Genomic DNA, 11,730 nt, shown 5'->3' with positions numbered 1-11,730 from the left:
CCGCGATGCACATCGAGCAAGTCGATGTAATTGCCCTTGAGCCCCCAGGTGGTGCAGACCGAGTAGTCATTGGATTCGCCCGGCACCGAGGCGGTATCCCAGCTCTGCACGATGGCCTCGTAGTCTTTCCGGCGCAGGTTTGCAGGGATGGTCCCGAACCACTCGGGCCGAATGATCGAGCCGCCGGCCGGGGTGGGGGATTGCTGATACTGCGCCTCGAAGGTCTTGGACCCGACTTCCCGTCGCACCCGGTCGAGTGTCTCTCGGTCCATATGCGTCGGTGCCAGGATGTCATCAGGGCAGCGTGTCCAGGTCGCCCCTCCGGGAAGGGGGACCTCCCGGACTCTTGTCTCGATGGCAGGCAGCTCGAGGATCTCCCAGTCGCCTGAGGGCAAGAGACGTCCGGCCAGATCATCCTCATGGAGCCGCTGCATGATCAGAAGGATGGCGCCATGTATTGGCTTATCAAGGCGGCTTACTGTGGTCTCGCTATACCGCTTGTAAACAGCGTCGCGTTGAGTTTCCGATTGGGCGTCCTCGGCTTTCATCGGGTCATCGATGATTGCGAAGTCGCCTCCGAAGCCGGTTATTGCCCCGCCCATCGAGCGGGCCATTCGGTACCCCCCTGCTGTCGTCCGGAGTTCCGAAGCCGATGCACGACGCGGATCGAGCAAAAGTTCGGGAAACACAGCTCGATGCCACGGCGCCTCGATCAATCTGCGCACGTCCCGACTGAACCCTTCGGCGAGATCGCTTCCATAACTCAGGGACAAGATCCGCGCTCCGGGATGGCGCCCCATCAACCAGGCAGTGAAGGCCACATTGGCTATTGTGGATTTGAGGTGGCGCGGTGGCATGAGGATCATGGCGCGCTTGACCTCCCCGCGCTCGATGCGTTCCAGCAAATGGCAGATGGCCCGCATGTAGAGTGCGACGTCCAATGGCACGTCGCCGCGCAGCTCGCGAAAGGCACGGATGACGTAGCTCATGAGATTGTCGCGGTAGAGAAGCCGGGCGGCCTCAGCTGGGGGTATCAGTGACGTCATCGTCGTCCTCCGTCGGGTGTTCGAGGTCATGTTCGCTCTGGGCGTCCTCCAGAAGTTTCAACCAGTCTGCATGCGCACTCATCGCTTCGAGATCAGCTGACGTCAGCTGAAGCTGTTGGGGATGACTGGTCTCCGAGACATCGACTCCGATATAATCGGAAATAAATTTGATGGCCGGAAGGTCCCCTTTGAGAGCCTTTGCAAATACCGTAAACACCATGGCGTCGAGGTGCGTCATGGCCTGTGATTTCCCGTTTTTCTGGACGGTGATGTCCTCACTCGCAATCTGCATCAGCTTGGCCTTGATGCTGGTCTCCTTCTTACTCTTGCCCGACGGGTTGCCGGACTGGCCCTTCTGGAACTGGGTATGTTTCGGGGGCTTGCCGTAGCCGACTTCGTAGTCGGGTACCCCCTTTGGGTTCTTCGCCATCAGAAGGTCTCCTTGTCGGGGACGCCAGGAGCCTCAGAGGTCTCGCCCGACGTGCCACTTGCGATTTCGTTGAAAGAATGGCCGCTCTCGGCATGGATCGCGTCGCGCCCAGTCAGCTTCTGCCAGCGGCGGATCGACAGATCGACATAAGCCGGCTCGATCTCGACACCCACGCAGCGCCGCCCCGTGCGCTCGGCGGCCATGAGCGTTGTGCCCGATCCCAGAAATGGATCCAGCACCAAGTGGTCCGGTGCCGTGACATCAAGAAGCGCATCCATCACCAGCCGGACAGGTTTGACCGTTGGATGCGCCGCCCAAGCATCATCCGGGTCCTTGGCGCCACCTGTTGCCCCGGCGTATTCCCAGACATTGGTGCGGTTCCGGCCAAACTGCCCCAGTTGGACATTGTTCATATGTGCTGCCCCGGGTTTTCTGGCGACAAAAACGAACTCGTGGCGGCTGCGGTAAAGGCTGCCCATCCCGCCATTGCTCTTGGCCCAGACGCAGATGTTGAGGATGTCGAGGCCGAGCTTTTCGAGCGCCTCGTCCATTTCAACGTGATGCCGCCAATCCATGCAGGAGAAGACAACAGCGCCCGGTTTGATGTAGGCGACGGCCGACCCCAGCGCATCGACAAGCAGGGCTAGGAACTCGTCCCGGGACATCTCACCCGAGCCTTCCGCGAATTCCTTGAAGCCGCCTTTCTTGCCGCGCACGTGGCCGTTGACTTTCACGTTGTAAGGAGGGTCGGTGAAGACCGCGTCCGCCACATCACCGTTGAGGCATTTGGCAATGCTGTTGCTGTCGCGCGATGATCCGCAAACGATCCGGTGGTCGCCCAAAATCCACACGTCGCCCAGTTGGCTGACGATGGGTTCACCATGCGCCGCGACGTCATCGAGGTTATCGGCCGGGTCATCCTCGCCGACGTCATCTCCGCCGAATTTGATCGCTTCGATCTCGGGAAGCTCGAAGCCAGGGAGCTCGAAATCACCGTCGATCTCAATAAGTTCATTTATCTCGATGTGTAGCGCGTCGTCGTCCCACGCACCGGTTTCCTGAAGCTTGTTCAGGGACAATCTAAGACGACGGACTTCTTCGTCGGAGAGATCATCTACGATAATGCAGGGCACTTGTTCAGCCCCGAGCAGGCGCGCTGCCGCCAGCCGCGCGTGCCCGTCGATGACGTGGTACTTGCCATCGATCAGAATCGGAATGCGGTTGCCGAAGCGCGCGATGGACTGCTTGACAGCCTTCTCTTGTTTTTCGAGAGCCTTCCGAACTCGGCGCGGAGCGTCTTTGATTTTCCCTATCTCGACCCAAACAATTTCCACTGGCGGGAAGGGATCATTCTTGCCGTGGGTCGGCTTCGCTTGTTTGATGTGAACTGACATGGTCTCTCCGTACGCAATGTTAATTTCTGCGATGGAGAGAAGCGCCCTAGACGGCATGCTTCGACCATCGCGTTGAGAGCGATGAAGTCGGAAGCTTGCTGTATTCGAGCTTCGAATTTTGTATCTTTTCAATCGCAAGATCGCCTAAAGATGTCAATAGCTAATAATTGCGTAACTTATTGAACATAGTAGACAAACGGCCTGAAGGTCCTTAGCAAAATCCCCGCAGTTTGGACTGGACTTGGCGCGCGAACAGAGCGCCATTGCCGTGGGCGTGATGCGGTTCGAAGGTTGATTGAAGATGGGCGGAAAGGTTTGGGCCTTTGTCTCGGTCGGCTCGCTTCAGGCCGATGCCGATGTGCGACACGGGTGCATGCGCTGACATGGACAAGACGCTAGCCAGTGGCAAGCGTCGGACACGGAAACCGGTCATAGGCGCGCATTGGTGGCCTGCCAAGATCTGTCGAATTGGCAGAACGGTGATCTTCGAGCTGCCAAGTTCCTCGACGTGTCTGCGCCAAGAATATTTGAGAGGAAGGCCGGCGTCCTCCTCCTTGGTTGACCTTCAAAGAACTCCAGATAACAAGCCTTGACCATTCCCTGCAAATTCCCTGCTCGGACAGCCAGGGAAATCCTCGTAACTGCCTGATATCAGGAAACGTTCCTCGGGACTTTTCTCGTTGTTCGAAGAAATTTGAGAAATTTCCCTGCAAAATTCCCTGCGACCAGGGAAATCTCAGCAAAACCGAAGCGCGCCATTTGGCCAACTGAGACGCGGCCCGATGTTGCGCGGGAGATCAGGGAAACGGTGCGTCTCTGTTTCTAGATGCCGTCTGCAAGACCGGGAAAACACGCGGGAATTCGCAGGGAAAATGCACACGGGAAATGAGACTGGTCTGGGTGGCGGAGGAGGTGGGATTCGAACCCACGGTACGCTTTCACGTACGCCGGTTTTCAAGACCGGTGCAATCGACCACTCTGCCACTCCTCCGGGCCGTCGTCTCCTTAAGGGGGCGCGCGCGATTCTGAAAGGTGGCAATTCACGGGGAATTTCGCCAAGGGGCGCGCGGCGCACTTTTCTTGTGCCTTAACTGGCGCTAGACTGCATCCAGCGGGGCCCGCGTCGCGGGCTTGCGCGTGGGGCAACAGCGGAAAAATCCGGGTCAACCGGGAGGGCGCAGGGCAACGCGCCGCGACAGGCAAGGAAACTGGGATGGCGTATCACGATACAGGGCGCAGTTTTTCGAGGATGGGCACGGCGTTCGCGTTTGCAAGCGGGCTGGTCCTTGGCGGCTGCGGCGAAGGCACCGAGGGCGGGGCCTTCGGGTTCCTCAAGCCCAAAGCGGGCGAGGAAGAGGTCGCCGACATGCAGGACACCTCGACCACCAAGCTGGTCGAGCGCGATGTCGAGGCGCCCGAGATCTTCCAGGTCACCGACAGCGGCTTGTGGGACGGGCGGCCGTCGCTGGGCGGCGTCTGGGTGGCGCACCCGGACGTGAAGGAGCCCGAGCGGGTGATCATCCGCAACACCAAGAATTCGAAATTCGTGATTGGCGCGCTGTTCCGGCGCGAGCGCAGCAATCCGGGCCCCTCGATCCAGGTCTCGTCGGATGCGGCCTCGGCGCTGGGGATGCTGGCCGGGGCGCCGGCTCCGCTCAACGTGACCGCGCTGCGGCGCGAGGCGCAGCCCACGGCCGATGACGTGGCCGCCGCGCCGTCCGACCTGACCGCTCCGGACGCCGTGGAGGAAAGCGCGCTCGACCCGGTCGACACCGCCGCCGCCGCCACGACCGACCAGGTCACGGCCACACCGCCCACGCCCGAGCCCGCCCCCGCGCCCAAGCCGGCGCAGTCCTCGTCGCTCGAGAAGCCCTACCTGCAGATCGGTATCTTCAGCGTCGAGGAGAACGCGCTCAACACCGCCGAGGCGATGCGCCAGAACGGCATGGTGCCGACGGTCAAGAAACAGAGCGCCAAGGGCAAGACCTTCTGGCGGGTCATCGTGGGCCCCGCCGCCAACACCACCGAGCGCAACGCGTTGCTGCGCAAGGTCAAGGGCGTCGGGTTCGACGACGCTTATCCCGTAACAAACTGAAGCTGATGCCTATGCCCCGACTTCTTCCCTTCCTGGCGCATATCGTGCTTATCCTCCTGCTGGCGCTGCCGGCCCGTGCCTTCGACACCACTGCCAAGGCCGCCTTCGTGCTCGACATGACGACCGGCACCGTGCTTTTGGAAAAGAACGCCGATACGCCGCTGCCGCCGGCCTCGATGTCGAAGCTGATGACGCTCTACGTGGCCTTCGAGGCGATCCGCGACGGGCGGCTGTCGCTGGACGAGAAGCTGCCGGTATCGGAGCACGCGATGAGCTATGGCGGCTCGACCATGTTCCTCGACACGACCGACCGGGTGAGCGTCGAGGACCTGCTGCGTGGGATCATCGTGCTGTCGGGCAACGACGCCTGTGCCGTGATCGCCGAAGCGCTCAGCCCCAACGGCACCGAAGCGGGGTTTGCCCGCTACATGACCCAGCGCGCGCAGAAGATGGGGATGACCAACTCGACCTTCCAGAACTCCAACGGCTGGCCCGCCGCGGGCCACCTGATGAGCGTGCGCGACCTTGCCCTGCTGGCCCGGCGCACGATCGAGGATTTCCCGGAATTCTACCAGATGTTCGCCGAGACCGAGTATTCCTTTGACGGGCGGGCGCCGCAGAACACGCAGAACCGCAACCCGCTCCTGCGCCTCGGGATCGGCGCGGACGGGCTCAAGACCGGCCATACCGAGCGGGCGGGCTATGGCCTTGTCGGCTCGGCCAAGCAGGGCGACCGGCGGGTGATCGTCGTGGTCTCGGGCCTCGACACCGCGAGCCAGCGCGCCGAGGAATCCGAGGCGCTGCTGACATGGGCCTTCCGCCAGTTCGTGCAGAAATCGGTGGTCAAGGCCGACACGCAGGTCGCCAGCGCCGATGTCTGGATGGGACAGGCCGACCGCGTCGGGCTGGTCCCGGGCGAGGATGTTTCGGCCTTGCTGCCGGTGCTGTCGGACGAGGAAGTGCAGGCGCAGGTGGTCTATACCGGACCAGTGCGCGCGCCCGTGGCACAAGGGGATGAGCTGGCCCAGCTTGTCTTCGCGCCCGAGGGGCTGCCCGAGCGGAGCGTGCCGCTTTATGCCGCGAACGACGTGCCGTCGGGCGGCTTCCTGGTGCGGCTGAAGACGGTGTCGGGGCTTTTGCTGGAACGGCTGAGGCAGGGCCCCGAGGGCCAGCTTTGACGGGCGGCGCCCGGTTCATCACGCTGGAAGGAATAGACGGGTCCGGCAAGTCGACGCAGGCGCGGCTGCTGGCCGAGGCGTTGCGCGGGCAGGGGCACGAGGTGCGGCTGACCCGCGAGCCGGGCGGCAGCCCCGGCGCCGAGGAGATCCGCAAGCTGCTGCTGGAGGGCGACCCGGACCGATGGTCGGCCGAGACGGAAATCCTGTTGTTCACGGCCGCGCGGCGGGACCACCTCGAGAGGGTGATCGCACCGGCGCTGGAGCGCGGCGAGGTGGTGATCTGCGATAGGTTCGCCGACAGCACCCGCATGTACCAGGGTCTGCGGAGCGGCGAGGGGCGGGCGATGGTCGACCAGCTTCACGACCTGATGATCAAGCGCGAGCCGGACCTGACCCTGCTGATCGACCTCGATCCGCAGGCGGGGCTCGACCGGGCGTTGTCGCGCAAGGGCAGCGAGGAGCGGTTCGAGAGCTTCGGCACCGATTTGCAGGCGCGGATGCGCGAGGGCTTTCTGGCGCTGGCCGAAGATTTCCCCGACCGGATCGCCGTGATCGACGGGGGCCGGGCGCCCGAACAGGTTGCGCAGGATATCCTGGGCGTCGTAACCTCGCGCCTCAGATGAGCGACGATCCCACAGCGAAACCAGACCAGATTGCCGGCGCCCCGCACCCGCGGGAAACGCCCGAACTCTATGGGCAAAAGCCCGCGGAGGAGGCGTTCCTGACCGCCTTCAACTCGGGCCGGATGCATCATGGCTGGTTGCTGACGGGGCCGCGCGGGCTGGGCAAGGCCACGCTTGCGTGGAAGATCGCGCGGTTCCTGCTGGCCACGCCGGAGGCCGATGATGGCGGGCTGTTCGGGGAGGCGCCGCCCTTGCCGGAAACGCTGGACATACCCGAGGATCACCCGGTCGCCCGCCGCCTCTTGGCCGGATCGGACCCGGGGCTCTACCACATCACCCGCCGGGTCAACGAGAAGACGGGCCGGCTGCGGGACATGATCGTTGCGGAAAACGTGCGTGATTTGAACCGCTTCCTGCACATGTCGGCGGCCGAGGGCGGGCGGCGCGTGGTGATCATCGACAGCGCCGACGAGATGAACACGCAGGCCGCCAATGCCCTGCTGAAGATGCTGGAAGAGCCTCCGGCGCGGACGACGCTGCTGCTGATCAGCCACCAGCCCGCCCGGCTTTTGCCGACCATCCGGTCGCGGTGCCGGGACCTGCGGCTGGTGCCGCTGGCGACGGAAGACATGGCCGCCGCGCTCCGGCAGGCCGGGGTGGAGCCGGGGGCGCAGACCGAGGCGATTGCCGAGCTGTCCGGTGGGTCGGTGGGGGAGGCGGTGCGGCTGCTGAACCTCGATGGGTTAAAACTTTATGAAGAGCTGGTCGGATTGGCAACGAGCCTGCCGCGGCTCGACCGTCCGAAAGCCAACGCGCTGGCGCAGGCCGCCGCCGCGCGGGGGGCCGAGGAAAAGCTCGACCTGCTGTTCGGCCTGACCGACCTGATGCTGGCGCGGCTGGCGCGGACAGGGGCCACGGGTGCCACGCCGCCCGAGGCCGCGAAAGGCGAGGCCGAGGTGCTGGCGCGCCTGTCGCCCGGCCCGCACCAGGCTCGCGCCTGGGCCAGCCTCGCCGTCGAGATCGGCGAACGCGCGCGGCATGGCCGGGCGGTGAACCTTGACCCTGCCGCCTTGGTGCTTGATACGGTCTTCAAGCTGCAAAACTGTGCCAGAGCCTGAGGTTTCATGTCAGACCCCGTCGCGATTACCGACAGTCATTGCCATCTCGATTTCGACACGTTCGATGAAGAACGTGACGATATCGTTAAACGCGCGGTCGAGGCCGGGGTCACGAAGATGGTGACAATCTGCACCAGGCTGCGGCTGGAGCCGCAGGTGCGCGCCATCGCCGAGACTTACGCCCCTGTCTACTATGCCGCCGGCACCCACCCGATGAGCGCCGCCGACGAGCCGATGGCGACGGTGGACGAGCTGGTGAAGCTGGCCGAGCATCCGAAATTCGTGGGCATCGGCGAAACGGGGCTCGATTACCATTACACCGCCGACAGCGCCGAGGTGCAGAAGGAAAGCCTGCACGTCCATATCGCCGCCGCGCGCGAAACCGGGCTGCCGCTGATCATCCATGCCCGGGATGCCGACGAGGACATGGCGCGCATCCTGACCGACGAGTACAGGAACGGCGCGTATTCCTGCGTGATGCATTGCTTTTCTTCCGGTGAGGCGCTGGCGAAATCGGCGCTCGAGTTGGGGTTCTACCTGTCGATGTCGGGCATCGCGGCCTTTCCGAAAAGCCAGGAGCTGCGGGATATCTTCGCCGCCGCCCCGGCCGACCGGATCCTCGTGGAAACCGACGCGCCCTACCTTGCCCCGCCGCCCTATCGCGGCAAGCGGAACGAGCCGGCCTATACGGTGCATACCGCCAAGGTCGGTGCCGAGGTGTTCGGCATGGACTGGCCCGAGTTCGCCGCGCAGACACAGGCCAATTTCCGGCGGCTGTTCTGGAAGGCCGCCGCATGACCGAAACGCGCTTTACCATCCTCGGCTGCGGATCGTCGGGCGGGGTGCCGCGGCTGGGCAACAACTGGGGCGATTGCGACCCGGAGAACCCGAAAAACAACCGCCGCCGCTGTTCCATGCTGATCGAGCGGGAAGGCGAGGGGGGCACGACGCGGGTGCTGATCGACACCTCGCCCGACCTGCGCAGCCAGCTTCTGGGCGCGGGCGTGGGCGAGCTCGACGCGGTGGTCTATACCCATGACCACGCCGACCATGTGCACGGGCTCGACGACCTGCGGATGATCGTTTTCAACATGAAGCGGCGGGTGCCGGTCTGGGCCGATGGCGACACGCAGAACACGCTCTATTCCCGGTTCGGATATGCCTTCATGCAACCTGAAGGCTCGCCTTATCCACCGATTCTGGAGATGCACACCATCAAGGGCGACGTGGTGGTCGAGGGCGCAGGCGGGGCGGTGACGCTCAGCCCGTTCAAGGTGAACCACGGCTCGATCGACGCGCTGGGCTTTCGCGTGGGCGACCTCGCCTACCTGCCGGACGTGGCGGAGATCCCGGAGGAGACGTGGGGCGCGCTGGAGGGCCTGGATTGCTGGGTGCTCGACGCGCTGCGCCGCACGCCGCACCCGACACATGCGCATCTGGAGCGGTCGCTGGAATGGATCGCCCGGGCCGCGCCGCGCCGGGCGGTGCTGACCAACATGCATATCGACATGGATTACCAGACGGTGGCGGACGAGACGCCCGAGCATATCACCCCCGCCTATGACGGCATGGTGATAACCTATACGGAATAAGGCCTTGCAGGCTCTTCTTGACGTCATCCTACCGGTCTTCCTGGTGATCGGGTTCGGCTATGTCGCGGTCTGGCGCGGCTGGTTCAGCCAGGCCGGGGTGGACGGGCTCACCAAGTTCTCGCAGAACTTCGCGATCCCCTGCCTGCTGTTCACCGCCATCGCGCGTCTGGACCTGGGGCAGAGCTTTGACTGGCGGCTTCTGGTCAGCTTCTACGCCGGGTCGCTGGCGGGGTTCGTGCTGGGAATGTTCGGGGCGCGCTACCTGTTCGGGCGGGACTGGGAGGATTCCGTCGTCATCGGTTTCTGCTGCCTGTTTTCCAACTCGGTCCTGCTGGGGCTCGCGCTGACCGAGCGGGCCTACGGGGCCGACGCGCTGGAAGCGAATTTCGCCATCGTCGCGGTGCATTCGCCGTTCTGCTACGGCATCGGCATCTCGGTCATGGAGATCGTGCGCGCCAAGGGACAGGCGGGGGCGGCCGTGGCCGGACGGGTGCTGAAGGCGATGTTCTCGAACGCGCTGATCATCGGCATCGGGGCGGGATTCATCGTGAACTTCTCGGGCGTTACGTTGCCCGGCGTGTTCAACGACGCGCTCGACCTGATGGTACGGGCGGCGTTGCCGGCGGCGATCTTCGGGATGGGCGGCGTGCTGGCCAGCTACAAGGCCGAGGGGGATTTCCGCATCGTGCTCTATGCCTGCCTGATTTCGCTGGTGGTGCACCCGGCGATCACCCGCAGCCTTGGCGTGGCGCTCAGCCTGCCGGTCGAGCCCACGCGCTCTGCCGTGCTGACGGCGGCGATGGCGCCGGGGGTGAACGCCTATATCTTCGCCTCGATGTATGGCCGCGCAACGCGCGTTGCGGCGACGACCGTGCTGGTGGCCACGGCGTTAACAATTGGTACCGCGTGGGTGTGGCTGAGCTTCCTTCCGTAGACCGTGACGCTGTCGACAATCCTGGCCCGGTTTCCTTAAGATTTCGCAAACGTGCCGCGATCACTCTTCCGGCGGCGCGCCCCCGGCGAAGCTGTTGCCGTTGACATAGTCGCAGGGCGCCTCCTGCATCTGCAGGTGCAGCCCCTCGCCGGTATAGGGGTGGGCGCGGGCGAAGTCTTCGTCGACCTCGATGCCGAGGCCGGGCGCCTCGGGCGGGGTGACGAAGCCCTGTTCGACGCGGATCGAGCCCTTGATCAGCCGGTCGTGGAACCCGGTCTCGATCGTCTCGCACATCAGCAGGTTGGGGATCGAGGCGGCGAGGTTCACGTTGGCCGCCCATTCCACCGGCCCGGCATAGAGGTGCGGGGCGAGCTGTGCGTTGTAAACCTCTGCCATTGCAGAGACTTTCTTCATTTCCCAGATGCCCCCCGCGCGGCCCAGGGCGGGCTGCAGGATGGCCGCCGCGCCCTCGCGCAGGAGGGGGGCGAACTCGGCCTTGGTGGTCAGGCGCTCGCCGGTGGCGATGGGGATGCGGACCTTTGACGCCACCTGCGCCATCTGGCCCACGCTGTCGGGCGGCACCGGCTCCTCGTACCAGAGCGGCGAGTAGGGCTCGATCGCCTGGCCGAGGCGGATGGCGCCGGCGGTGGTGAACTGGCCATGGGTGCCGAAGAGCAGGTCGGCACGGTCGCCCACGGCCTCGCGGATGGCCTTGCAGAAAGCGACGGAGAGCGAGATGTCGGACATGGCCGGCATATGCCCGCCGCGCATCGTGTAGGGGCCGGCGGGATCGAATTTTACCGCGGTATATCCGCGGCTTACGCAGTCCAGTGCACTCTCGGCCGCCATCTCGGGCGAGGTCCAGAACGCGGAGATGTCATGGTGCGGCAGGGGGTAGAGATAGGTGTAGGTGCGGATGCGGTCGTTCATCTTTCCGCCGAGCAGGGCCCAAACGGGCCGGCCACGCGCCTTGCCGAGGATGTCCCAGCAGGCGATCTCGAGGCCCGAGAAGGCGCCCATCACGGTCAGGTCGGGGCGCTGGGTGAAGCCGGAGGAATAGGCCCGGCGGAACATAAGCTCAATGTTTTCAGGGTTTTCGCCCAGCATATGCCGCTCGAACACGTCGCGGATGACGGGCTTCATCGCCTCGGGCCCGATGGTCGAGGCATAGCATTCGCCCCAGCCGGTGATGCCGTCATCGGTGGTCAGCTTCACCAATATCCAGTAACGCCCGCCCCAGCCCGGCGCCGGCGGCGAGGTGACGAAGATATCGAGGTCTTGCAGCTTCATGGCGGGGCTCCGGAAAGGGGCATTTCCAAC

11 protein-coding genes and 1 tRNA gene are annotated in these 11,730 nt (G+C 64.3%); 7 read left to right on the top strand and 5 right to left on the bottom strand.

Annotated elements, in window-relative coordinates; all coding sequences use genetic code 11:
• The 4 genes from RLN94_RS20895 to RLN94_RS20880 all read right to left on the bottom strand — a co-directional run.
• The coding region (locus tag RLN94_RS20895) for a terminase large subunit domain-containing protein (RefSeq protein WP_350169537.1) at positions 1-989 on the bottom strand (989 nt) is incomplete at its 3' end.
• Positions 990-1,020: 31 nt separating this feature from the next.
• The gene (locus RLN94_RS20890; RefSeq protein WP_300893814.1) at positions 1,021-1,476 is read right to left on the bottom strand and encodes a DUF5681 domain-containing protein; all 456 of its coding nucleotides are present in this window, start codon (positions 1,474-1,476) and stop codon (positions 1,021-1,023) included.
• Entirely contained in the window at positions 1,476-2,870 is a 1,395-nt protein-coding gene (locus RLN94_RS20885; protein WP_300893815.1) for a site-specific DNA-methyltransferase, read from the bottom strand. The genes RLN94_RS20890 and RLN94_RS20885 overlap by 1 nt, the downstream gene beginning before the upstream one ends.
• 901 nt (positions 2,871-3,771) lie before the next feature.
• Positions 3,772-3,861 (bottom strand) — tRNA-Ser (locus RLN94_RS20880).
• A 222-nt stretch (positions 3,862-4,083) separates the two neighbouring features.
• Between RLN94_RS20880 and RLN94_RS20875 the strand changes: the two genes are divergently transcribed.
• The 7 genes from RLN94_RS20875 to RLN94_RS20845 are packed head-to-tail and all read left to right on the top strand — an operon-like array spanning position 4,084 to position 10,410.
• A complete protein-coding gene (locus RLN94_RS20875; protein WP_350158612.1) occupies positions 4,084-4,965 on the top strand; it encodes an SPOR domain-containing protein in 882 nt (293 codons plus the stop codon).
• An 11-nt stretch (positions 4,966-4,976) separates the two neighbouring features.
• Positions 4,977-6,143 carry a D-alanyl-D-alanine carboxypeptidase family protein gene (locus RLN94_RS20870; RefSeq protein WP_350126112.1) on the top strand — a complete coding sequence of 389 codons (1,167 nt, stop codon included), beginning with the start codon at positions 4,977-4,979 and terminating at the stop codon, positions 6,141-6,143.
• Positions 6,140-6,766 (top strand): dTMP kinase, encoded by a 627-nt coding sequence (gene tmk / locus RLN94_RS20865; RefSeq protein WP_350126109.1) that lies wholly within the window; start codon positions 6,140-6,142, stop codon positions 6,764-6,766. The genes RLN94_RS20870 and tmk overlap by 4 nt, the downstream gene beginning before the upstream one ends.
• Positions 6,763-7,884: a DNA polymerase III subunit delta' gene (locus RLN94_RS20860; protein WP_350126106.1), complete on the top strand. Its 1,122-nt coding sequence runs from the start codon at positions 6,763-6,765 to the stop codon at positions 7,882-7,884. The genes tmk and RLN94_RS20860 overlap by 4 nt, the downstream gene beginning before the upstream one ends.
• A gap of 6 nt (positions 7,885-7,890) precedes the next feature.
• Positions 7,891-8,682, top strand: coding sequence for a TatD family hydrolase (locus tag RLN94_RS20855; RefSeq protein ID WP_350126103.1), 792 nt, complete (start codon positions 7,891-7,893; stop codon positions 8,680-8,682).
• On the top strand, positions 8,679-9,476 hold the full coding sequence (locus RLN94_RS20850) for an MBL fold metallo-hydrolase (protein WP_350126100.1): 798 nt from the start codon (positions 8,679-8,681) through the stop codon (positions 9,474-9,476). Before RLN94_RS20855 ends, RLN94_RS20850 begins: the two co-directional genes overlap by 4 nt.
• Before the next feature lie 4 nt (positions 9,477-9,480).
• Complete coding sequence (locus RLN94_RS20845) at positions 9,481-10,410, top strand: AEC family transporter (protein WP_350126097.1); 930 nt, start codon at positions 9,481-9,483, stop codon at positions 10,408-10,410.
• A 60-nt stretch (positions 10,411-10,470) separates the two neighbouring features.
• On the opposite strand, the gene RLN94_RS20840 is transcribed toward RLN94_RS20845, so the two are convergent.
• The gene (locus RLN94_RS20840; protein WP_350126094.1) at positions 10,471-11,700 is read right to left on the bottom strand and encodes a mandelate racemase/muconate lactonizing enzyme family protein; all 1,230 of its coding nucleotides are present in this window, start codon (positions 11,698-11,700) and stop codon (positions 10,471-10,473) included.
• Positions 11,701-11,730 lie beyond the last annotated feature (30 nt).

Origin of the sequence: Roseovarius sp., from assembly GCF_040223625.1 — a bacterium.
In the GTDB taxonomy this organism is placed as follows: domain Bacteria; phylum Pseudomonadota; class Alphaproteobacteria; order Rhodobacterales; family Rhodobacteraceae; genus Roseovarius.
Note: the sequence above shows the minus strand (reverse complement) of the source record. Positions and strands in the feature narration are given on the sequence as shown.

Coding starts and splice junctions, on each gene's coding strand:
- RLN94_RS20890 (WP_300893814.1), bottom strand. CDS start 1,476: ATGGCGAAGAACCCAAAGGGGGTACCCGACTACGAAGTCGGCTACGGC.
- RLN94_RS20885 (WP_300893815.1), bottom strand. CDS start 2,870: ATGTCAGTTCACATCAAACAAGCGAAGCCGACCCACGGCAAGAATGAT.
- RLN94_RS20875 (WP_350158612.1), top strand. CDS start 4,084: ATGGCGTATCACGATACAGGGCGCAGTTTTTCGAGGATGGGCACGGCG.
- RLN94_RS20870 (WP_350126112.1), top strand. CDS start 4,977: ATGCCCCGACTTCTTCCCTTCCTGGCGCATATCGTGCTTATCCTCCTG.
- RLN94_RS20860 (WP_350126106.1), top strand. CDS start 6,763: ATGAGCGACGATCCCACAGCGAAACCAGACCAGATTGCCGGCGCCCCG.
- RLN94_RS20855 (WP_350126103.1), top strand. CDS start 7,891: ATGTCAGACCCCGTCGCGATTACCGACAGTCATTGCCATCTCGATTTC.
- RLN94_RS20850 (WP_350126100.1), top strand. CDS start 8,679: ATGACCGAAACGCGCTTTACCATCCTCGGCTGCGGATCGTCGGGCGGG.
- RLN94_RS20840 (WP_350126094.1), bottom strand. CDS start 11,700: ATGAAGCTGCAAGACCTCGATATCTTCGTCACCTCGCCGCCGGCGCCG.